18 protein-coding genes are annotated in these 22,823 nt (G+C 28.8%); 11 read left to right on the top strand and 7 right to left on the bottom strand.

Going from position 1 to position 22,823, the window contains the following annotated elements:
* Positions 1–219 precede the first annotated feature (219 nt).
* The 4 genes from hpdB to Q3223_RS11660 all read left to right on the top strand — a co-directional run bounded on the left by hpdB (position 220) and on the right by Q3223_RS11660 (position 4,987).
* Positions 220–2,928, top strand: a complete 2,709-nt coding sequence (gene hpdB / locus Q3223_RS11675; RefSeq protein ID WP_223153380.1) for a 4-hydroxyphenylacetate decarboxylase large subunit — start codon at positions 220–222, stop codon at positions 2,926–2,928.
* Positions 2,929–2,931: 3 nt separating this feature from the next.
* Entirely contained in the window at positions 2,932–3,189 is a 258-nt protein-coding gene (gene hpdC / locus Q3223_RS11670; protein ID WP_054275595.1) for a 4-hydroxyphenylacetate decarboxylase small subunit, read from the top strand.
* Positions 3,182–4,132, top strand: a complete 951-nt coding sequence (gene hpdA, locus Q3223_RS11665) for a 4-hydroxyphenylacetate decarboxylase activase (RefSeq protein WP_223153378.1) — start codon at positions 3,182–3,184, stop codon at positions 4,130–4,132. The genes hpdC and hpdA overlap by 8 nt, the downstream gene beginning before the upstream one ends.
* A 387-nt stretch (positions 4,133–4,519) precedes the next feature.
* Entirely contained in the window at positions 4,520–4,987 is a 468-nt protein-coding gene (locus Q3223_RS11660) for a VOC family protein (protein ID WP_054268733.1), read from the top strand.
* Between the two features lie 85 nt (positions 4,988–5,072).
* On the opposite strand, the gene Q3223_RS11655 is transcribed toward Q3223_RS11660, so the two are convergent.
* From Q3223_RS11655 to Q3223_RS11645, 3 genes are all read right to left on the bottom strand, one after another.
* Entirely contained in the window at positions 5,073–6,422 is a 1,350-nt protein-coding gene (locus tag Q3223_RS11655; protein WP_407812027.1) for an APC family permease, read from the bottom strand.
* Positions 6,423–6,458: 36 nt separating this feature from the next.
* Positions 6,459–7,679, bottom strand: a complete 1,221-nt coding sequence (locus Q3223_RS11650) for a M20 family metallopeptidase (protein ID WP_074178113.1) — start codon at positions 7,677–7,679, stop codon at positions 6,459–6,461.
* Between the two features lie 367 nt (positions 7,680–8,046).
* On the bottom strand, positions 8,047–10,059 hold the full coding sequence (locus Q3223_RS11645) for a sigma-54-dependent Fis family transcriptional regulator (RefSeq protein WP_075050850.1): 2,013 nt from the start codon (positions 10,057–10,059) through the stop codon (positions 8,047–8,049).
* A gap of 466 nt (positions 10,060–10,525) precedes the next feature.
* Here Q3223_RS11645 and Q3223_RS11640 point away from each other — a divergent pair, with 466 nt between their 5' ends.
* Positions 10,526–11,176, top strand: a complete 651-nt coding sequence (locus tag Q3223_RS11640) for a Crp/Fnr family transcriptional regulator (RefSeq protein WP_176702439.1) — start codon at positions 10,526–10,528, stop codon at positions 11,174–11,176.
* 99 nt (positions 11,177–11,275) lie between these two features.
* Here Q3223_RS11640 and Q3223_RS11635 read toward each other — a convergent pair whose 3' ends face one another.
* Both Q3223_RS11635 and Q3223_RS11630 read right to left on the bottom strand, forming a co-directional pair.
* The gene (locus Q3223_RS11635; RefSeq protein ID WP_074178111.1) at positions 11,276–12,652 is read right to left on the bottom strand and encodes an MATE family efflux transporter; all 1,377 of its coding nucleotides are present in this window, start codon (positions 12,650–12,652) and stop codon (positions 11,276–11,278) included.
* A 15-nt stretch (positions 12,653–12,667) separates the two neighbouring features.
* Complete coding sequence (locus Q3223_RS11630) at positions 12,668–14,581, bottom strand: ABC-F family ATP-binding cassette domain-containing protein (RefSeq protein ID WP_054268739.1); 1,914 nt, start codon at positions 14,579–14,581, stop codon at positions 12,668–12,670.
* A gap of 135 nt (positions 14,582–14,716) precedes the next feature.
* Between Q3223_RS11630 and Q3223_RS11625 the strand changes: the two genes are divergently transcribed.
* Positions 14,717–15,349 (top strand): redox-sensing transcriptional repressor Rex, encoded by a 633-nt coding sequence (locus tag Q3223_RS11625; RefSeq protein ID WP_021382595.1) that lies wholly within the window; start codon positions 14,717–14,719, stop codon positions 15,347–15,349.
* A gap of 144 nt (positions 15,350–15,493) precedes the next feature.
* Positions 15,494–16,033 carry an FmdE family protein gene (locus Q3223_RS11620; RefSeq protein ID WP_074178110.1) on the top strand — a complete coding sequence of 180 codons (540 nt, stop codon included), beginning with the start codon at positions 15,494–15,496 and terminating at the stop codon, positions 16,031–16,033.
* Between the two features lie 170 nt (positions 16,034–16,203).
* Here the strand turns inward: Q3223_RS11620 and Q3223_RS11615 are convergent, their stop codons facing one another.
* Positions 16,204–16,374, bottom strand: coding sequence for a DUF362 domain-containing protein (locus Q3223_RS11615; protein WP_009888017.1), 171 nt, complete (start codon positions 16,372–16,374; stop codon positions 16,204–16,206).
* A 284-nt stretch (positions 16,375–16,658) separates the two neighbouring features.
* Between Q3223_RS11615 and Q3223_RS11610 the strand changes: the two genes are divergently transcribed.
* The 4 genes from Q3223_RS11610 to Q3223_RS11595 all read left to right on the top strand — a co-directional run bounded on the left by Q3223_RS11610 (position 16,659) and on the right by Q3223_RS11595 (position 21,461).
* A complete protein-coding gene (locus Q3223_RS11610) occupies positions 16,659–17,723 on the top strand; it encodes a CapA family protein (protein WP_167639642.1) in 1,065 nt (354 codons plus the stop codon).
* Between the two features lie 169 nt (positions 17,724–17,892).
* The gene (gene cooS, locus Q3223_RS11605; RefSeq protein WP_054268742.1) at positions 17,893–19,794 is read left to right on the top strand and encodes an anaerobic carbon-monoxide dehydrogenase catalytic subunit; all 1,902 of its coding nucleotides are present in this window, start codon (positions 17,893–17,895) and stop codon (positions 19,792–19,794) included.
* Complete coding sequence (locus Q3223_RS11600; RefSeq protein ID WP_054268743.1) at positions 19,787–20,260, top strand: 4Fe-4S dicluster domain-containing protein; 474 nt, start codon at positions 19,787–19,789, stop codon at positions 20,258–20,260. Before cooS ends, Q3223_RS11600 begins: the two co-directional genes overlap by 8 nt.
* Complete coding sequence (locus Q3223_RS11595; RefSeq protein WP_407812026.1) at positions 20,235–21,461, top strand: NAD(P)/FAD-dependent oxidoreductase; 1,227 nt, start codon at positions 20,235–20,237, stop codon at positions 21,459–21,461. Before Q3223_RS11600 ends, Q3223_RS11595 begins: the two co-directional genes overlap by 26 nt.
* Positions 21,462–21,592: 131 nt before the next feature.
* On the opposite strand, the gene Q3223_RS11590 is transcribed toward Q3223_RS11595, so the two are convergent.
* A complete protein-coding gene (locus Q3223_RS11590; protein ID WP_407812025.1) occupies positions 21,593–22,780 on the bottom strand; it encodes a class I SAM-dependent methyltransferase in 1,188 nt (395 codons plus the stop codon).
* Between the last annotated feature and the right edge of the window lie 43 nt (positions 22,781–22,823).

Raw genomic sequence — 22,823 nt, 5'->3', positions numbered from 1 at the left:
AAATATAGTATATGTTAAAACTTGAAGTAAAACGATGTATAACCTTTATATTCTAATGAATTGCAATACATTTAGGATATAAAGTTTATCTTTGGTGTGAATTTACTTCAAGTTTAATTTTTTTGTAGAAAGATTATTTTAAAAAGTGGGTAATATACCCTTTTTTTTCCTTATTAAAAAGTTTTATACTAATTATAGAAAGATTAAGGAGGGGAAGAAATGAGTCAAAGTAAAGAAGACAAAATAAGAAGTATTTTAGAAGCAAAAAATATTAAGGCAAATTTTCAAGATAAAGAAAATTTAGATGAATTTAGTGAAAAAAAAGCAAGTAAAAGGGCTGATGATTTATTAAATGTATATTATAATACATTGTCTACAGCTGATATGGAATTTCCATATTGGTATAATAGAGAATATAGAAAATCAGATGGTGATATACCTGTAGTTAGAAGAGCTAAAGCTCTTAAATCTGCTTTTTCTCATATGACACCAAATATAATACCAGGCGAGAAGATAGTAATGCAAAAAACACGCCACTATAGAGGGTCATTCCCAATGCCTTGGGTAAGTGAGAGTTTCTTCGTAGCTCAAGGGGAACAAATGAAAGAAGAAGTAAATAAGTTAGCTAGTAACACAGCAGATGAACTTACAAAATTTGGTTCTGGTGGGGGAAATGTAACTGAGAGTTTTGGAAATGTTGTTTCAATAGCTGGTAAATTTGGAATGAGAAAAGAAGAAGTACCTGTACTTGTAAAAATGGCTAAGGAATGGGTTGGAAGATCAGTTGAAGATTTAGGCTTTCATTATGAGAAAATGATGCCAGATTATGATTTAAAAGAAAAATTAATGAGTACACTTATTTGTATGTTTGATTCAGGATATACACTTCCTCAAGGTAGAGAAGTTATAAACTATTTTTATCCTTTGAATTATGGGCTAGATGGAATCATAGAAATGGCAAAAGAATGTAAGAAAGCAGTTGCAGGAAACGCATCTGGAGATGGACTTATTGGAATGGACCGTCTATATTTCTATGAAGCAGTTGTTCAAGTTATTGAGGGTCTACAAACTTGGATTTTAAATTATGCAAAACATGCAAAATATTTAGAAAGTATAGAGAAAGATTTAGAAGCTAAAAAAGAATATTCAGATTTAGTGGAGATATTAGAGCACATTGCACACAAACAACCTCGTACATTTAGGGAAGCGCTTCAATTGACTTATACAATCCATATAGCATCAGTAAACGAAGATGCTATATCTGGTATGTCTATAGGGCGCTTTGGTCAAATCTTATATCCTTGGTATGAGCAAGATATAGAAAAAGGAATAATCACAAAAGAAGAAGTAATTGAATTATTAGAGCTTTATAGAATAAAGATTACTTGTATTGACTGTTTTGCTTCAGCAGGAGTAAATGGAGGAGTATTATCAGGAAATACATTTAACACATTATCTATAGGTGGGCTAAGAGAAGATGGCTCTACAGGAGCAAATGAATTAGAAGAATTACTATTAGAAGCAAGTATGAGATGTAGAACTCCTCAACCTAGTTTAACTATGTTGTATGATGAAAAACTTCCAGAAGATTTCTTGATGAAGGCTATTGAATGTACAAAGCTTGGTTCTGGTTATCCAGCATGGGTAAACAACTCAAATGGGACAACTTTCATGATGAGACAATTTGGCGATGAGGGTATGACTGTTGAAGAAGCTAGAGCTTTTGCACTAGGCGGATGTCTAGAAACATCTCCAGGATGTTGGAAACAGTTAACTTTAAATGGGAAAACATATTCTATAGCAGGTGGAGCAGGGCAAACAGCTGGTTCTGGAGTGCATTTTTTAGCTAATCCTAAAATATTAGAACTTGTTCTTATGAATGGTAAAGACTACCGTATGAATGTGCAAGTATTTGAACCTCATAATAAACCTCTAGATACATATGAAGAGGTTGTAGAAGTATTTAAAGATTATTATAAACAAGCAATAAATGTCCTTGAAAGAGCAAATAATATTGAATTAGATATATGGAGAAAGTTTGATACTTCTGTAATAAATTCGCTATTAAAACCAGATTGTTTAGACAAGGGTCAACATATAGGAAACATGGGATACCGTTATAATGCGACATTAAATGTAGAAACTTGTGGTACTGTTACTATGGTTAATTCATTTGCTGCACTTAAAAAACTTGTATATGATGATAAAGAATTTACACTTGAAGAAATGAAAGAGGCTATTTTGAATAACTTTGGATTTAAAGATGCTTTAGAGGTTGGAAACTATTCTATGGCAGACCAAGTAAAAGTAGATAAAACTGGTAAATATGATGCTATCTATAAGGCCTGTCTTGATGCACCTAAATATGGAAATAATGATTTGTATGCAGATAGCATTCTTAAAAACTATGAAGTATGGTTAGCAAAAGTGTGTGAAGAAGCACAATCTTTATATGCTAAAAAAATGTATCCTTGTCAAATATCTGTTTCTACACATGGGCCACAAGGAGCTGCCACTTTAGCTACTCCAGATGGTAGATTAAGTGGAACAACATATTCAGATGGTTCAGTCTCTGCATATGCAGGAACTGATAAAAATGGTGTTTATGCATTATTTGAGTCTGCAACTATTTGGGACCAAGCAGTAGTTCAAAATTCTCAAATGAATTTAAAACTTCACCCAACAACTATTAAAGGACAACAAGGTACTAAAAAACTATTAGACTTAACAAGAAGTTACTTAAGAAAAGGTGGCTTCCATATACAATACAATGTTGTGGATTCAAAAACGTTAAAAGAAGCACAGAAAAATCCTGATAATTATCGTCAATTGATGGTGCGTGTTGCTGGATTCACTCAATACTGGTGTGAATTAGGAAAACCAATACAGGATGAAGTAATTGCTAGAACAGAGTATGAAGGGGTGTAAAATATGAAAAAACATAGTGATTGTATGAATTTTTGTGCAGTAGATGCTACAAAAGGAATTTGTAGACTATCAAAACAAATGCTTAACTTAGATGATGAAGCTTGTGAAGAATTAAAAGTGATGCCAAAATGTAAAAATTGTAAAAATTTCGTTGATGTTAATGATGAAGGTATAGGCAAATGTGTTGGTCTTGAAAAGGAAGACTGGGTATATTCAACATTAAATGCAATTACTTGTGAAGGACATATGTTTAATGAGTAGACAAAATCAACTAGCAGGTATGATTTTTGATGTACAAAGCTTTTCAGTTCATGATGGACCAGGTTGCAGAACAACTGTATTTTTAAATGGATGTCCACTTAGTTGTAAATGGTGTGCAAATCCTGAAAGTTGGACTGTAAGACCCCATATGATGTTTAGTGAGTTATCTTGTAAATATGAAGATGGGTGTACTGTATGTCATGGTAAATGTAAAAAAGGTGCATTGAGTTTTAATCTTGATAATAAGCCAATTATAGATTGGAACATATGTAAAGACTGTGAAAGCTTTGAATGTGTCAACTCATGTTATTACAATGCGTTTAAGTTATGTGCGAAGTCTTATACTGTAGATGAACTTATAAGAGTAATTAAACGTGATTCTAATAATTGGAGAAGTAATGGAGGAGTAACATTTAGTGGGGGAGAACCACTACTTCAACATGAATTTTTACATGAAGTATTATTGAAATGTCATGAGATAAATGTACACACTGCTATTGAGACGAGTGCATGTGTTTCCAATGAAATTTTTAATAAAATATTTAAAGATATTGATTTTGCATTTATTGATATAAAGCATATGGATAGAGAAAAACACAAAGAGCAAACAGGTGTGTATAATGATTTAATATTGGAAAATGTATCAAATCTTGCTAACTCTGACTGGAAAGGAAGATTGGTACTTAGAGTTCCAGTTATATCAGGATTTAATGATAGTACTGAAAATATAAGTGATATTATATCTTTTATGCACAAAAACAATTTGGTAGAGATTAACTTATTACCATTTCATAGGCTAGGAGAATCAAAGTGGATTCAATTAGGTAAGGAGTATGAGTATTCTGATAAGGGAGATGTTGATGAAGAGCATCTTGAAGAGTTACAAGATATATTTTTGGATAATGGTATAGCTTGTTATGTTGGTCATGAGACAGCTTTCTAAAAGTAAATAATATAAGATTAAAAAGGATGTTACACTAAAAGCTAGAGTGACATCCTTTTTATATAGTTTAAATTATGATTAGAAGATATATTACGTTTACTTTATTGTAGTAAATGTAATATGGTAAAGCATGAATATGAAAAAATTTAATAGAATCTATTTTATAAACAACTAAAATCAATTATCAATGAAAGGTACAAAAAGTATAGAGAGTATTATAGATGTCCGTTTTTTACAAGATTAAAATATGTACTATATGATACAATCAACTAAACTATTTCAATAAGGTTTGTAATTTCTTTATTTATATAATATCCTATTGAAATCTATATAGTTTAATTTTATTTATAAGATATAAATAAAATATATGTATATCAAGGAGGTAATATGAAGTTTGTAAATGCTTTAATAGTGGTTAAAGATATTGAGAAATCAAAAAAGTTTTATTATGATGTTTTAGGATTAAATGTAACCTGTGATTTTGGAGAAAATGTTGTGTTAGAAGGTAATATATCATTACAAGAAAAAAAACTTTGGTTAGAGTTTATTAATAAGAGTGATAATGAAGTACAATTCAATGGAAATGATGCAGAGTTATATTTTGAAGAAGAATATTTTGATACTTTTGTTGAAAGATTGAGTACAATGAAAGATATAAATTATATTCATCTGGTTGTAGAACATAGTTGGGGTCAAAGAGCAATTAGATTTTATGATTTAGATGGTCATATTATTGAGGTTGGGGAAACTATATCATCTGTGTGTAGACGTTTTTTAGATAGTGGACTTTCAATGAATGAGGTGGCTAAAAGAATGGATGTAACTATTGAATATATTGAATCAGTTTTAAACTAGGTGATAGCTTATATTAAAATAAAGGCGTTAGCAAATCTATGCTTTCGCCTTTATTTATTACATTCTCTAAATAATCTATAAAATGTTATTGAATTTTTTCTCTAGAAATATATAATTTTGAATCCTCTGCTTTATCTTCAAACTCAATTCCCTTGTTTTTTTTCATAAATATGTATAGAGGAGCTATTAATAACATTGCTCCTAACCCTATTAAAACTCTATTTTGAGTTATAGGTTTTGCCATATCTTCTGCCCAAGCTTGTTGTAACAGCCATAAACTACCTAAAATAGCTACTATTGGTATAACTGGACCAAATGGAATCTTAAAAGAGCCTTGAATATCTGTTCTTTTTCTTAAAACTATTACTGACAAACAAGTTGGGATATACTGAGCAAATCTTGCAATTACGCTCATTACTGCAAGTTGTTCAAAACTTCCAGTCAATACAAGTGGTATACAACAAATTAAAGATATAATTATTGCTACATATGGAGCATCATATTTATTTGTTTTTCCTATAAATGCTGGAAGAGAACCTTCTTCTGCTAGAGAAGAACCACATTTAGGAGTTACTATTGAAGAACCTATATTTATACCAAATATAGATATTAATGTAGCTACAGATATAAATACCTTACCATAGTTACCTAAAAACACACTTGAAGCATCTGCAATTGGAATACTATTTTCAAATAGTTTATCTCCAAGTATACCCATACAGACAACTTGAATTAAAATATAAATTATTGCACATATAAATATTGTAGTTATTAAGGCAATTGGAAGATTTTTTTTAGGGTTTTCCATTTCTCCACTTGCTACGATAAATGATTCAAATCCAGTAAATGCGTAAAATACCAATATGATAGCTGGTCCCATGCTAGAGTTAACTACGTTACCTGAAGGGGCAATATTTTCAAATTTTATAAAGAATATTCCGATTATTACAAAAACTATTAGTGGTACTAATTTAGCTATAGTTATTACATTATTCATTATCTTTGTACTTTTAATTCCAAATAAACTATTTATAGAAAGTAGTGTTACTAATACTGCTGCTATATAGCCCTTGTATTCAGTTGCAGCTTCTGGCCAAAATGAACCTAAAGCTGTTGCAAATCCTACTGCTAGAGTAGACCATGATATAATTCTTATAACCCAAGACATGGTACCAACTTCAAAGCCTATAAAATCTCCAAATGCTTTTTTGGAATATAGATATGCACCACCATTTTTATCAAACATACTTCCAACTTCTGCAAAACATAAAAGTATTGATAGAACTAAAATTGTAGCAAAAATGTATATAAATATACTGTTTTGACTTGCTAGGTTATAAACTTTACCTGGTAGTAAGAATATACCTGAACCTATTATACTATTAATTCCTAATAATATCATACTAAATAACCCTAATTTTTTAGCCTTTTCCATATTAATTTATCTCCTATTCTTTTATTAATTACTGTATTAATTAAAATATAAAGTATTCATTACATGCATCATAACACCTATTGGAAGACAATTCTCATCTATATTAAAGCTAGATGTATGTAGAGGTGAAATTAATCCCTTTTCTTCATTTTTACAGCCTAAATGAAAGAATGCTCCCTTGCAATGTTCTGTATAAAAAGAAAAATCTTCACCACCTAAAGAAGGGTTTGGTCTTAATATAAATTTTTCTTCTCCAAATAATTCTTTAGTACTTGAGATAACAGTATCTACTAATTCCTTTTCATTTATAACAGCTGGATAATTTTCATCACTTACATGCAATGTTCCAACACATCCAAATGCAGATGCAGTGTCTTCAACAATCTTAGATATCTTATCAATCATAAAGTTTCTTGTTTTGCCATTTAAAGTTCTTAAAGTGCCTTCTAGTTTTACATCTTCACATATTACATTGTGTGCATCACCACCATATATTTTACCTATAGTTAAAACAGCAGCATTATTTGGTTCTAAGTTTCTACTTATTATAGTTTGTAAGGATGTAACAATTTGTGATGCTGTAACTATTGCGTCAATACCATTTTCAGGGTATGCACCATGAGCTCTTTTGCCTTTAACATTTATCGTTATAGTGTCAACACTAGCATTTAATGTGTCATACTTTGTCTCAATAAATCCTGTCTCAATATGTGGCATAACATGAAGTCCAAATATATAATCAGCTTTAGGATTTTCTAGACATCCATCTTCAACTAAGAATTTTGCTCCTCCAAAGCCTTCTTCTGCTGGTTGAAATAAGAACTTTACATTTACGTTTAATCTATCTTTTATTGAATTTAAAACTTTACACGCTCCAAGTAGCATAGTTGTATGTGCATCATGACCACAAGCATGCATTTTTCCAGAATGTATTGATTTATAAGGTATATTATTTTCTTCTTCTATAGGAAGGGCATCCATATCCGCTCTTATACAAATAGTTTTATCTGCATTTTCTTTTAAAATATATGCCATAATCCCATTGTGTTTTGTAAATTCAATATAATCGATTCCTATTTCTTCTAAATAAGAAATGACTTTTTGCTTGGTAAGGTTTTCTTCAAGAGCCAATTCTGGAATTTTGTGCAATTCTCTTCTTACATTTATTAGCCAAGGTTTTATAGAATTACAATTTTCTATTACAAAATCTTTTTCTAATTCTTTAGTTTGATATTCTAATTTTAAAGCCTGTTGCATTTTTATTCCTCCAATTACTTTTTATTGTTTGGTTAATTATAGTAGCAATTATTGTGCCATAATTTTTAAGGAATAAATTTTGTTTTTTATAAGAATTTTGCAATAAAATAATCATTTGTTTGTTGACAAAATATAAAAATGATTATTTTATTGCAATTTTCCCCAAAAAGTATTGTTTTAAATAAGAATAAGCTTATATATTAGCCTATATAAAAATAATAGGAACTATTAAATTTATCCTATTCCTATTAATTCCTATTGATTACACATGAAATAATGTACTATATTTACACATTTGAAAAATAAAAAATCTATTGAGGAAGCGTCTTGCACCTGAATAGATTTCTTTGTTTAATATATTATATGTTTACAAACTTTCATATTTTAATTTATTGTAGAAGTCTTCTCCTTGTTGAGTTATTTTACTTCCATATCTCCCTGAACCACAAATTATAAGTTCTTCTTTTTTCAGATATTCAAATATTTTTTTAATTTTACCTTCTGTGATTTGGATATTTTTATCTAGTAATGTCTTTAAAATTAGTCCTCTACCAATTCCAACATCTGATTCCTTATTTAAAATTAATATCTCAAGTATATTTAATATATCATTTTTATTATATTTTAATTTTAATGATGAATTTTTGTTATTTAAAGTTCTTAAATTGGGGGGTAAATCTTTTTCTAGTATAATATCATCACACATAATATTTAAATAAGATGTTACGTTTTGGAGTTCTCTTATATTACCTTTCCATGTATAGTTTTGTATAAGCTTTTTGGCCTCTGGTGTAATTACTAATTTCTTATTAATTAAATCTTCCATGATAATTAATATATCTTCTTTTCTTTCTCTTAGAGGAGGGATGTTTATTGGAATTGTATTTAATCTATAATATAAATCCTCCCTAAACTGGCTCTTATCAATCATTTGTTCTAAGTTCTTGTTTGTAGCAGATATGATTCTAACATCTATATTAATTACATTGTGAGAGCCAACTGGCATTATTTGTTTTTCTTGAAGAACTCGAAGTAGTTTTGTTTGCAATTCTAAAGGCATATCGCCTATTTCATCTAAGAAAATTGTCCCATTATTAGCAAGTTCGAATAATCCTTGCTTTCCATCTTTTAGACCTCCAGTAAAAGTTCCCTTATCATATCCAAATAACTGACTTTCTAGTAAATTCTCAGGGACGGCCGCACAATTTACTGCTATAAAGGGCTGATTTTTTCTATTTGAATTATTATGTATAGATTGAGCTATTAGTTCTTTACCAGTTCCACTTTCGCCTCTGATAAGTATACTTAGGTCAGACCTAGAAACTTTCTTAGCTAAATCTATACATTCAATCATCTTAGGGCTATTTGTTTTTATATCTTTAAATGTATATTTTGCTATTTGTCCCTTTTCCCTTAATTTCTTAGTAAGATTTTGTTCTAATTTTTTTATATATGTTATTTCTTGCAAACTATAGTATGTACCCATCTTTTCATCTCTATTGTATATATTTTTTTTATTTACATTTATATATTTTTTATTGAATATAATAACTTTGTCCAGTATTTCTTTTTCATTTAATAAAACCTTTAAACTATCTGTAAATATTTCTTCAATATGCTTTCCATATATATCTTCTTTTATGTCTAAGATGTCTTTTACTTTACTATTATATGTATTTATTTCACCATCTTTTGAAGTAAATAGTATGCCATCCTTTGACAAGTTTAATATTGTATCTAATTCTTCTATTTTTAAGAACAGTTCTTTATATTTATCTTTTATACCAGTATCCAGACTTATTATCTCCTCTGAATATTTTACTAGCTTAGATTGTATTTCTTTTGAATCAATTTGTAATAAGTTTATTATTTCTATAAAAGTTGATATATCTATATATCTATGGCCTAAATCAAATATATCTGAGATAAAGCTAGGTACTTTTTCTGGAACTCCTGGAGTTATAGCTATCTTTATATCTTTATAAGTATTGTCATTCATATATGGGATTGGTCTGATATTAGTTACTCCGATTTTATAAAACAAACTTATAGTTTCTAGAGTAGTTTCATCGGAATCATTTACGATTAGAGCATTTGTTCCCTGTGGTAAAGATAATAAATTATATATTTTATCTTCCTTAAAAGTTCTTCTTATCACAATAACTTTTTTCTTATCTAATATATTATTTATGATTTTATCTAATCTTTCTACTGACATTACTAATATCACATCATCACTTATAATGTCATTATCATTTATTTCATCTATAAAGTATCTGTTAATATTTATATAATCTCCAAAAACTAATTTTAAATTATTTTCTAAAAAATCTATTAAATCTTTTCTACTATCATTTACCAACGCAACTGATTTTTTCATTAACTTCTCCTTATATAATAGATAGCCTCTAATAAAATGCTTGTATAGGGCTATATAATTTTTATAATTTAAATTTATCAAATAAAAAAGAAAGTGTCTATCCATGACTTTATAAAAGTCACCTTAAGACACTTTCTTACTTATAATTAAATCTTGTCACCAAATCCCCCTAATTGTTGCTTAAAATTAAAACTGTATGTATATTTTTCATTTCTATTCGATTAAATTATAATATACACCTAAAAAATTTATTTTAATAAATTCTATTGATAAAATAATTTCATAAATATAGAATTGTATTAAAATAAATAATGTATGAAAATATATATGTATAAGTTTATTCTGCGTGAGTAGAATAGATTTGTCAAGATTAATTTAATAGTAATAGTGTCTTTTATTAAAAATAATATAAATTTAAATATATAAATAAAACATTTTATACAATATACTATAAAGGAGAACTTTGATGAAAGCAGAAAAAACAAGCATATACCCAATTATTAAAAATAATTTAAATCAAGTATCAATTGTTGAATATAAAAAAGGTCAGAGATTTGTAGCATCAGATAAAGATTTACAAGAAGTATTTTTCATAATAGAGGGAGTTGCTTTAGTAGAATGTACGACTAGAGGGGGAAATAAATTTCTTGTTGACATTGTACCTGAAAATGAATTTATAGGTAAAATCAGTTATATATATGAACATAATTTGAAATGCGATATATTTGCAAAGACCAATATAAAATTATTTCGATTTGAGAAACATATCTTTGAAGAATTTTATCTTAAACCAGATTTTATTGCACTATTTCATAGCAAATGTACAAGAAGGATATATGAGCTATATAAAACTAGAATGGTAAGAGAGTTATTTTCTTGCACAGAAGTTATTGCATATTGTATTTTTAAAAAACAAGAAAATAGTGTCTGCAATATAAAAGCTATTCGCCATTTTAGTGAAATATATTCTATTAGTAGAAAAAGTAGGTATTATTCGCTATTAAAATTAACTGAGAAGGGGATAATAAAAAAAATAAGCAATACATATGAGATTTTAAATTATGATGAATTACATAGGTTGTCATTTGAAGTAAAAGAGTTTTTGGAAGATGAATAGAGGATATAGAAATAGTCTCATTGAAAATAAAAAATATCTTAATTGTTTTCAATGAGACTGTTTATAAATATTATATACTTATAAGGTATAGTATCGTTATTAGTCAATTTCCTTTACTATATTAATAGCCCACTTTTTAGATAAGGCTCTAGGAACACCAAATATAAATTTAACTACTTCTTCACTATAAGTGAGTAGAACAAGAATAAATATAGGAGCTCCTTTAAATGCAGCTATAAAAGTTAAAGGGATAGAAGCTAACCACATACATCCTAATTCTAAAAATAGAGCATATTTAGTGTCTCCACCACTTCTTAAAATACCAATTATGACTAATGTATTAAAGGATTTAAGAGCCATTAGTACTCCCATTATGAAGAATATCTTAGTTATATCAGAAGATAAACTATCAGAGACACTAAACATCTTTAATAATAATGGTATATTTAAAATTAAAATAATTCCAAGTATTAAGCCAGCTAAAAATACCAGTATAGAAAACTTTTTAGCATACTCAATAGCTCTTTTAATATGGTCAGCCCCAAGTTCATTTCCAAGCATAATAGATGCACCAGATGCAATACATACAGCTGTCATTATGAAAAAATTACCTGTGCTGGTTGCTATTTGACTTGCTGCTATGGCTGATGTACCTGCTCTTGCATATGCAACAGAATACAAAACAGTTCCAACTGCCCATACAGAGTCATTTACAAATATAGGAAAGCTTTTTGATGAAAAAGATTTTATAAAAATCCTATCAATAGCTTTTAAATTTTTCAAACCAAATTTTAATATATAGTCCTTTTTATAAAAATAAACGTAAGTAATCATTAAAATTAGTTCACATATTCTAGCAATAACAGTTGCTAATGCGGCTCCTTTTACACCCATTGCAGGAAGGCCAAAATTACCAAATATAAATCCATAATTTAAAATAACATTTGTTACAAGAGCGAATGCACTACAAATCATACCTAACTTAGGATTTCTAACACCTCTGGAACCAGTACTAAATACTGTACTTATAGCTATTAATGGATAACTAAATACTGCAATGCTAAAGTAATCTATACAAAGTTTTACAACTTCTGAATCATAAGAAAATATGTGTATAATTGGTTTTGGTGTTAGCAAAGCAGGAATAACAAATACAAAACTTAGGATAATGGCCAATATACAAGTAAGTCCTGTGACTTTTCTTATGTTACTTATATCTTTCTTTCCATAAAACTGTGAAATAAAAACTCCAGCTCCTCCTGTAATACCAGATAGGGACATATTAAAAAGAAAGAAAAACTGGTTTGCAACTCCAACTGAAGCTACAGATACCTCCCCCAAACTACTTATCATAACTGTATCTATTACATTGACAGAAGTAGAAATTAAGTTCTGTATGATAATAGGTATACATAAAGATAGAAGTATTTTATAAAATCTTTTATTTTCGTCTTTTAAAGAAAATAGTTCTTGCAAATAATCCTCTCCTTTTTACATAAATTCTTCCCACTCATCATATAGAGAGGCAAGGTTATTTTCTAGATTAATTTTTTCTTGGCTAACTTCTTTAGCCTTATCTGGATTAGAGTATACTTCTTCTTGACATAAAAGTATATCTAATTCTTCAATTTTAAGTTCTAACTTTTCAATTTCTTTTTCTATGTTTTGTCTTTTTATTCTATTCTTCTTTTCTACTTCTCTTTGTTCTCTTTCTTTTCTTTTTTCATCTTTTATTTGAGTTCTAGTTTTTTCTTCTTTTTCTTCTATAAGACTCATCTCTTGGATTTGCCTTTTTTTATCAATATAATAATCATAATTTCCTAGGTACTCAGTAATTCCATTTTCATCTAAAACTAAAATCTTATCAACAACTGTATTTAGAAAATATCTATCATGTGATATTGTAAATATAGTCCCATCATAATTAGTTAATGCCTCTTCAAGAACTTCTTTAGAATCAATATCTAGGTGGTTAGTAGGCTCATCTAATAATAATAGATTTGCATTTGATAATATAAGTTTAAGTATGGCAACTCTAGCTCTTTCTCCACCACTTAATGTAGAAATCTTTTTAAAAACTTCTTCATCAACAAATAAAAATGCTCCTAACATATTTCTCAAGGTAGTTTGAGTAAGATGCGTATTATTTTCCCAAATCTCATCAATTATTGTGTTATCTAAATTAAGGGTTTTTTGTTCCTGATGGAAGTAAGAAACGTGTACATTAGTCCCAAATTTAATATTACCACTAAGAGGTTGTAATTCGTTAGTTATTATTTTAAATAATGTAGATTTACCAATACCATTTGCACCAATAAGAGCTACCTTTTCTCCTCTATATATATCTAAATCCAAATCTTTAAAAAGTATTCTTTCCCCATAACCCATGGATACATCTCTGATTTGAAGAACATCATTACCACTCTGGACAGAAGGAGTAAATTGTATACGAGCTTTTTTTCTATAAGCTTCTGGCTTATCTAGAACATCTACTTTATCCAATGCTTTTTCTTTACTTCTTGCACGTTTTAGATGTTTTTCTCTACCATAAGCTTTAAGTCTTTCTATTGATTCTTCCTGCTTTTTTATTTCTTTTTGCTGGTCTTCAAATTTTTTAAGTTCTAATTCTTTTTCTACTTTAGATAACTCAACAAATTTAGAGTAGTTACCATTATATACTTTAAGTCTTTTATTATGAACCTCAAAAATTCTATTTACAGATTGGTCTAGGAAATATCTATCATGAGATATTAACATAACAGTACCTTTATATTGTTTTAAAAATACTTCCAACCATTCTATAGCTTCAGAATCTAAGTGGTTAGTCGGTTCATCAAGTAACAATAAAGTTGGTTTTTTAAGAAGTAATTTTCCTAAAAGAACTCTAGTTTTTTCACCACCAGAAAGTATACTTATTGGTTTATCCATATCATTTTCACTAAATCCTAATCCTTTTAAAACACCTTTGGCTTCAGATTTATAACCATATCCATTTAAATCTGAAAATAATTCCAGTTTATGTGAATATTCGTCCATTATTTTTTCTAGAATTGGAGAGTCTGTCTTTGTACTTTCTTCTGAGATTTTAACCTCTAATTCTCTTAGATAAGATTCCATCTCTATCAAATTTTTAAAAACTTCTAACACTTCTTCTAAAATAGTATTATCCGAATAAAAATTGGTATTTTGTTCTAAATATCCGATTTCACAATCTTTAGAAGTGTAAATATCTCCACTATCATAACCATAAATTCCTGAAATTATTTTAAATAAAGTAGTTTTTCCAGTACCATTAACCCCGATTATACCAATTTTATCGCCTTCATTTACTGTAAAACTAATATTTTCTAATATAGAATCTATACCAAAACTTTTATTTAAGTTATTACATGACAAAACAATCATAAATTTCTACCTCCTTGAACTATCTAAAATTATAATGTTTTGATATAATATAATCAAGGTTATATGTATTAGTTTTGAAAAAGAAATATTTTATTGTGAATCAAACAAAAAAGAGGACACTTTTAGGAGGTGAAGATGTTGGGAAATAAAAATATATCAATGGCAGTTATAAGAAGGCTCCCAAAATATCATAGATATCTTGGAGACTTATTAGATAGGGATATACAAAGAATATCTTCTAAAGAATTGAGTGATATAATAGGTTTTACTGCTTCTCAAATAAGACAAGACCTAAACAACTTTGGTGGATTTGGACAACAAGGATATGGTTATAACGTGGAGGCTCTTCATACTGAGATAGGTAAAATTCTTGGATTGGATCGACCATACAACGCAGTTCTTGTAGGAGCAGGTAACTTAGGACAAGCCATAGCCAATTATGCAGGATTTAGAAAAGCTGGATTCGAGATAAAAGCTTTATTTGATGCAAATCCTAGAATGATAGGTTTAAAGATAAGAGAATTTGAAGTATTAGATTCAGATACTTTAGAAGACTTTATAAAAAATAATGATATAGATATTGCTGTATTATGTATACCTAAAAATGGAGCGCAGGAAGTTATTAATAGAGTTGTAAAAGCTGGAATAAAAGGGGTGTGGAATTTCGCGCCATTAGACTTAGAAGTTCCGAAAGGTGTTATAGTTGAAAATGTAAACCTAACAGAAAGCTTATTTACCTTATCATATTTAATGAAAGAAGGAAAGTAGACAACTTAAACATATTAATAATCAGTAGTTATGAGAAGTATTGAGAAAGTCAGACGATTTAATATTAAATCCTCTGGCTTTTTGAAGTATTAGGATAAAATAAAGATTTAAATAATTTATATAAATAAATAATATTTAAGGAGAGTGATTTTAGTGGAGGAATTATGGTCAAAGGCTATTGAATTTCATGGTCATGAATGTCCAGGTTTGGCTATAGGATTTAAAGCAGCACTTGCAGCAAGAGAATACTTAGGATGTAAACAATCAGGAGATGAGGAAATTGTATGCATTTCTGAAAATGATGCCTGTGGGGTAGATGGTATACAAGTAGTGCTAAGCTGTACAATGGGCAAAGGAAATTTACTACTTAGGCTGACTGGAAAATCAGTATATCATTTCTTTAATAGAGAAAATGAAAAATCTATAAGAATATATGTAAAATCTAAACCGTTTGACATGGACAGAGAAGGGTATAAAAAATACTTATTAGAAAGTGATTTTGAAGATATCTTTGAGATTACAGATACAAAGCTAAAACTTCCTGAAAAAGCAAGAATATTTAAATCTCTTAAATGTGAAGTATGTGGTGAATTTGCACCTGAGCAGTATATAAGGATTCAAGAAAATAAAAAAGTATGCCTTGATTGCTTTGATAAATATGAAAGATTTTATGAAGAGGATTAAATTTATATTAAATTAAAAGTATCTAAATGTAGATTAATAGTATATTAAGAAGAGAAATATATAGAATATAACAAATTATATAAATTATGATACTTGAATTATACATAATTAAAAAGAGACTGATTAAATATTGATAAAATAAAATCAGTCTCTTTATGAATAACGAATTATTATTCTGGTTGAGGTGCATCTACAGGACAAGCTCCTGCACAAGAACCACAGTCTATACAAGAACCAGCATCTATAACATATGCGTCGTCTCCAGCTGATATACAGCTAACAGGGCATTCAGCCTCACAAGCACCACAGCTTATACAAGCGTCAGTAATTTTATATGCCATTTTGAAATCCTCCCTTTTATATGTATTGTAATTCAATAACATTATAACAAATATTATTGAATATAACAATTAAATTAATTCTACAACAAAAACTTTATTGTGATATTCTTGTTTGAAAGTTTTACAATAAAGTTTAATCTGCTTATATTTTTATTTATCTTAAAGGGGATTATTTTAAAAATAAAATTAAAGTTAAAGAATAGGGTATCGATTCTATTTAAAAATGTTATACTCTAAAAAAGTATATTTTATCTTAAAAACTATTAATACAAAGGGGGTTTAATATGAAAAATAAATTAGTTTACATATGTATTATGAGTATAGTGTTATTTGTAGTAGGATGTTCTAATAATCCAAATAAGGAAAGCAATATTAAAAAGGATTCTAAAAATAGCCAAAGTAAGGTTGAAGAAAAAAAAGAGCCTGTAAAAAAAGACATAACTATAAGTTTTGCTGGTGATGTAACTATGGGAAACTATAAAGGGTCATCTTATTATGGTAGTTTTGACCATGAATTTAAAAGACAAGGAGAAGATTATGATTATTTTCTTAAAAATGTAAAACCTATATTTGAAAAAGATGATTTAACAGTAGTTAATTTGGAAGGACCACTTACTACTGCATCAAATGCAAAAGAAAAGAAATTTGCATTTAAAGGGACTCCAGGGTATGTAAATATTTTAAAATCTGGAAGTGTAGAGGCAGTAAGTATCGCAAATAACCATTCAGAAGATTATTTTGAAGAAGGAATGAAAGATACACAGTTTATATTAGATGAAAATAAAATAAACTATTTTGGTCTGGGTAAAGATGCTGTTATAGATGTTAAAGGAATTAAGGTAGGTTTATTAGGATATAATGGATTATCAACTGAATATAATGAAAAGAATTTAAAACAAATGGAAGATGATATTAAAGCACTAAAGAAAAAATCAGATGTTGTTGTGGTGTATTTTCACTGGGGTATAGAATTAGATTATTATCCAGATAAAAAACAAAAAGATTTTGCTCATTATGTAATAGATAAGGGAGCTGATTTAGTTATGGGTTCTCATCCACATGTTATTCAAGGTATAGAAAAATATAAAGATAAGTACATAGCTTATAGTTTAGGAAATTTTTGTTTTGGAGGAAATAAGAATCCTTCTGATACAGATAGCTATATATATCAACAGACTTTTTCTTTTTCAGATGACAAATTAACTTCAATTAAAGAGCCAAATATAATACCAACATCAATAACATCTAGTAGTTCTAGAAACAATTATCAACCAAAAGTGCTGGATGGAAGTGAGAAAGATAGAGTTTTAAATAAATTAGAAAAAATAAGTAAAGATTTGAATAAATAAAATGTAAAAAAAAATAAATATATATATTTATTTTAATAATTTATATTTTGTTTAGGATATGGTAAAACGTGGTATTAAATAAGTAGATTTTAATAGTTAAATTATAATCAATTATAATAAAGCTATCTAATCTACTTTTTTAATATAAAAATATAAGGGGGAATTTGTAATGGCTTGTAACACTTGTAAAATGTGCGAAAGCGCAGACAAGAAATTAGAAAGTTTTGTAGCTTCAAAGGATGTTGAAACAGCATTTCATAGAACAGAAGATCAAAAAGTTAAATGTGGTTTTGGACTTCAGGGGGTTTGTTGTAGACTCTGTTCAAATGGACCATGTAGAGTAACTCCTAAATCTCCAAGAGGTATATGTGGAGCAGATGCAGACACTATAGTAGCAAGAAACTTTTTAAGAGCTGTAGCATCAGGAGCAGCTTGTTATTTACATGTGGTAGAAAATACAGCTAAGAATTTAAAGAATGTTGGAACAACTAAAGGTGTTATTAAAGGAGAAAAAACATTAAATCAATTAGCAGAGATGTTTGGAATTGAAAGTGATGAAAAATATGATAAATGTATAAAAGTTGCTGATAAAGTTATTAATGATTTATATAAATCAAGAGATGACAAAATGGAATTGGTAGAAAAAATAGCTTATGCACCTAGAGTGAAGAAATGGAAAGAGTTAGGTATAATGCCTGGTGGTGCAAAGTCAGAAGTTTTTGATGCAATAGTAAAATCATCAACAAATTTAAATAGTGATCCAGTAGATATGTTAGTTAACTGTTTAAATCTAGGTATATCAACAGGATTATATGGTCTTACACTAACTAATCTTTTAAATGATGTTATGTTAGGGGAACCAGTTATAAGAATGGCTCCTGTAGGATTTAATGTAATAGACCCAGACTACATAAATATAATGATAACAGGTCATCAACATTCAACATTTGCAAATTTCCAAGATAGATTAAAAGATGAAGATGTTATAAAATTAGCTCAAGCTGCTGGAGCAAAAGGCTTTAAGTTAGTAGGATGTACTTGCGTTGGTCAAGATTTACAATTAAGAGGAGAACATTATCAAGAAGTATTTGCTGGACATGCAGGTAACAATTTTACAAGTGAAGCAGTTTTATCAACTGGAGCAATAGATATAGTTCTTTCAGAGTTTAACTGTACTATACCAGGTCTTGAGCCAATAGCAGATAAATATAAAGTTAAAATGGTTTGCTTAGATGATGTTGCCAAAAAAGCAAATGCAGAATATATAGGATTAGACAGAAGTAAATTAGATGAACTTAGTAATACATTGATAGAAAAAGCATTAGAATCTTATAAGGAGAGAAGAGGAAGTGTTGAAATAGACATACCAAAAGACCATGGATTCGAGCAATCTTTAACTGGTGTAAGTGAAAAGAACTTAAAAGCGTTTTTAGGAGATTCATGGAAACCTCTCATTAATTTAATTGCAGAAGGAAAAATTAAAGGTGTTGCAGCTGTTGTAGGATGTTCAAATATGACAGCAGGAGGACATGATGTAAATACTGTTGAGCTTACTAAAGAATTGATTAAAAAAGATATCATAGTTCTTTCTGCAGGATGTTCTACTGGAGGCTTAGAAAATGTTGGTCTTATGTCACCTGGAGCAGAAGAATTAGCAGGAGAAAACTTAAAAGAAGTATGTAAGACTCTAGGGATACCACCAGTATTAAACTTTGGTCCATGTCTAGCTATAGGAAGACTAGAAATAGTAGCAACTGAATTAGCAGCTGAGCTTGGAATAGACTTACCACAATTACCATTGGTACTTTCAGCGCCACAATGGTTGGAAGAACAAGCATTAGCTGATGGAGCTTTTGGTCTTGCTCTTGGTTTACCTCTTCATTTAGCTTTACCTCCATTTATAACAGGAGGAAAATTAGTAACAGAAGTATTAACAGAAAAATTAAAAGACTTAACAGGAGGACATGTTATAGTGAATCCAGACCCTAAATCTTCAGCTAATCAATTAGAAGAAATAATAATAGACAGAAGAAAAAATTTAGGGTTAAAGGATGTGGAATGTAATGCATAGAATTTTTATAAATAAAGATTTATGTACAGGATGCAAGAGTTGTGTATTAGCATGTATGCTAAAACACAATAAAGACTATGATATGTATACTCTTGATTTAGAAAATATAGATAATGATAGTAGAGGACATATAGAGTTAGATAGCAAGCATAATAATCCAGTTCCAATTCTTTGTAGACACTGTGATGAACCTGAATGTGTATTAGCATGTATGAGTGGTGCAATGCATAAAGATAGCGAAAGTGGAATCGTTTCTTATGATGAAGAAAAATGTGGTTCATGTTATATGTGTGTAATGTCTTGTCCATATGGATTATTAAAGCCAGATGACAGAAGCAAGCAAAACATACTTAAATGTGATTTATGTAAAGATGAGGAATATCCTAGATGTGTAGCTAATTGCCCAAGTGGAGCAATTGAATTACAGAAGGAGGAAAACGATGAATTATGTAGTATTAGGAGCTAGTGCTGCTGGTATCAATGCAGTAAAAACATTAAGAGAATTAGATAAAGATTCAAATATAGTAGTAATTTCTAAAGATGAAAATATATACTCAAGATGTATGTTACATCATGTTATATCTGAACACAGAACTTTAAAACAAATAAATTGTGTTGATGAAGATTTTATGGAGAAAAATAATGTAAATTGGATTTCAGGTGAAACTGTTAAAGGTATAGATATAAATAAAAAGGTAGTTCAGACAGAAGATATTACTGTAAATTATGATAAGCTTTTAATAGCTACAGGTGCGTCTTCTGCTATTCCTCCAATAAAAAATTTAAGAGATGGAAATTTTGTATATTCTGTGAGAAACATAGATGATATTTATAAAATAAAAGAAAAAGCAGCAAACTCTAAAAATGTAGTTATAATAGGTGCTGGGCTAGTTGGTATAGATGCATTAGTTGGATTATTTAAATATGAGCAGTTAAATATTTCTGTAGCATTTATGGAAAAGTACATTTTAGATAGACAATTAGATGAATATACAGCTTCAGTATATGAAAACAAGTTTAAAGAAAAGGGTGTGAAATTTTACCCAAGTGCATCAATCCAAGAAATTGTCTTGGATGATAATAAAAATGTTAAAGGTGTTGCATTTTCAAATGGAGAGATTCTTGATGCTGATATGGTAATTGTGGCTACAGGAGTTAAACCAAATGCTGATTTTCTAGATGGAACAGGAATAGAATATGATAGAGGTATAGTAATAGATGATATGTGCCAAACAACACAAAAAGATATATATGCAGCTGGTGATGTTGTTGGTAAAAATGCTATTTGGCCTTTAGCAGTAAAGCAAGGAATTGTAGCTGCGTACAATATGGTTGGAAAAGATAAAAAGATAGAAGATGAATTTGCTTTTAAAAATAGCATGAATTTCATGGATATACCAACCATCTCTATAGGTATGAATACACCAGTAGATAATAGCTATAAAGTATTAACTAGAGATGGGATTAATGATTATAAAAAATTCGTTTTTAAGGACAATATAATTTATGGAGCTGTTGTACAAGGCGATATTTCATATGTTGGTGTATTAACGTATTTGATAAAAAACAAAGTTGAAATATCTGATTTAGAAAATAGGATATTTGATGTATGTTATGCAGACTTTTTTAATATAAAAGAAAATGGAGAGTTTTGCTATAGTGTATAAAGATATATGTAGAGCAATGCTTATAATATAATAAATTAATCAAATAGAGCTATTCTAGAATGAGTAATCTTGTTTAGAAATAGCTCTATTTTTATAACTAAGTTTAGATTATGTTATAGTTTGTAAAGATATTATTTTGAGCAAGGATACATATATTCTCTAGTAAGAGGTAAATCGTTTTTTATACCTTTGGTGAAAAGTATCTGATGTATGTCTATAATACCAGTGTTGAAAGCAGCAGCACAAGAACAAAGGTATAAGTCCCACATTCTTATAAACTTATCATCAAACATCTCTTTAATCTTTGGAAGATTTTCATAGAAATTTCTTTGCCAGTATAATAAGGTTTTTACATAATGTAATCTTAGGTTTTCTACATCCATAGTATGATATTTGTAATCACTACAGATATGTATCATTTCTCTTAGACTAGGAATAACCCCTCCTGGGAAAATGTATTTTTTTATCCAAGGGTCTCCATAAGACTCTTTAAGACCACTTATATAGTGAAGTAAAAATAATCCTCCATCCTTTAGAACAGCATTTACATTTTTAATAAAAAGCTCATAATTTTCTCTACCAACATGTTCAAGCATACCAACACTTACAACTCTATCAAACATAAGGTCTGAGTTTTTAAGCTCTCTATAGTCCATAAGCTTTACTTCGAGATAATCTTGAAGATTTTCTTCCTGAATTCTTTTATTAAATTCTTTATATTGTTCTTCACTAAGTGTAATTCCAACACCATGAATCTTATATTTCTTTGCTGCTTCTATTAGTAAGAATCCCCAACCACAACCAATATCAAGAAGACTCATACCTTCTTTTAAATTTAGTTTAGTTAATATGTGGTGAACTTTATTGACTTGAGCCTCATAAAGAGTATCATTATCATTTCTAAAATATGCACAAGAATAACTAAGTGTATTGTCTAACCATAAACTATAAAAATCATTACCAATATCGTAGTGAGCATGTATTTCTTTCTTTTGATGTCTCATTGAATTTGATGAGTGTAATAGATGTTTTACAGCTGAATTATCAATATTGAATTTGTCTATTTGTCTTAAAAGTAGATTTAAAGTTAAGAATAAATCTCCTTCAATTTCAATATCTCTATTTATGTAGGCTTCTCCAAGTGCTAAAGATGTACTTTTTAGTAGTTCAGATTTGCTAATATCATTATTTACAATAACTTTAAACTGAGGAGAGCCATCTCCAATTAGAAATTCTTCTCCATCTTTAAGCCTAACTAGAAATGGTGTTTCGCCAAATCTTTCTAAATAGTCTCTTAAAAAATTTTTTGTAATATTCATATTACCAGCTCCTTCTAATGTAAATCCAGTAAGTTTTTCTTGC

Origin of the sequence: Clostridioides sp. GD02367 (assembly GCF_045900275.1) — a bacterium.
Taxonomy (GTDB): Bacteria; Bacillota; Clostridia; order Peptostreptococcales; family Peptostreptococcaceae; genus Clostridioides; species Clostridioides difficile_A.
This window is presented reverse-complemented; position numbering and strand designations above follow the sequence as displayed.

What these genes read in the sequence shown, in the direction of transcription:
- Q3223_RS11645 (WP_075050850.1), bottom strand. Translation starts at nt 10,059, where the DNA reads ATGAAAAAATCAGTTGCGTTGGTAAATGATAGTAGAAAAGATTTAATA.
- Q3223_RS11600 (WP_054268743.1), top strand. Translation starts at nt 19,787, where the DNA reads ATGCATAGAATTTTTATAAATAAAGATTTATGTACAGGATGCAAGAGT.
- Q3223_RS11615 (WP_009888017.1), bottom strand. Translation starts at nt 16,374, where the DNA reads ATGGCATATAAAATTACTGACGCTTGTATAAGCTGTGGTGCTTGTGAG.
- Q3223_RS11640 (WP_176702439.1), top strand. Translation starts at nt 10,526, where the DNA reads ATGAAAGCAGAAAAAACAAGCATATACCCAATTATTAAAAATAATTTA.
- Q3223_RS11630 (WP_054268739.1), bottom strand. Translation starts at nt 14,581, where the DNA reads ATGATTGTTTTGTCATGTAATAACTTAAATAAAAGTTTTGGTATAGAT.
- Q3223_RS11590 (WP_407812025.1), bottom strand. Translation starts at nt 22,780, where the DNA reads ATGAATATTACAAAAAATTTTTTAAGAGACTATTTAGAAAGATTTGGC.
- cooS (WP_054268742.1), top strand. Translation starts at nt 17,893, where the DNA reads ATGGCTTGTAACACTTGTAAAATGTGCGAAAGCGCAGACAAGAAATTA.
- Q3223_RS11660 (WP_054268733.1), top strand. Translation starts at nt 4,520, where the DNA reads ATGAAGTTTGTAAATGCTTTAATAGTGGTTAAAGATATTGAGAAATCA.
- hpdB (WP_223153380.1), top strand. Translation starts at nt 220, where the DNA reads ATGAGTCAAAGTAAAGAAGACAAAATAAGAAGTATTTTAGAAGCAAAA.
- Q3223_RS11595 (WP_407812026.1), top strand. Translation starts at nt 20,235, where the DNA reads ATGAATTATGTAGTATTAGGAGCTAGTGCTGCTGGTATCAATGCAGTA.
- hpdC (WP_054275595.1), top strand. Translation starts at nt 2,932, where the DNA reads ATGAAAAAACATAGTGATTGTATGAATTTTTGTGCAGTAGATGCTACA.
- Q3223_RS11625 (WP_021382595.1), top strand. Translation starts at nt 14,717, where the DNA reads ATGTTGGGAAATAAAAATATATCAATGGCAGTTATAAGAAGGCTCCCA.
- Q3223_RS11655 (WP_407812027.1), bottom strand. Translation starts at nt 6,422, where the DNA reads ATGGAAAAGGCTAAAAAATTAGGGTTATTTAGTATGATATTATTAGGA.
- Q3223_RS11650 (WP_074178113.1), bottom strand. Translation starts at nt 7,679, where the DNA reads ATGCAACAGGCTTTAAAATTAGAATATCAAACTAAAGAATTAGAAAAA.
- Q3223_RS11610 (WP_167639642.1), top strand. Translation starts at nt 16,659, where the DNA reads ATGAAAAATAAATTAGTTTACATATGTATTATGAGTATAGTGTTATTT.
- hpdA (WP_223153378.1), top strand. Translation starts at nt 3,182, where the DNA reads ATGAGTAGACAAAATCAACTAGCAGGTATGATTTTTGATGTACAAAGC.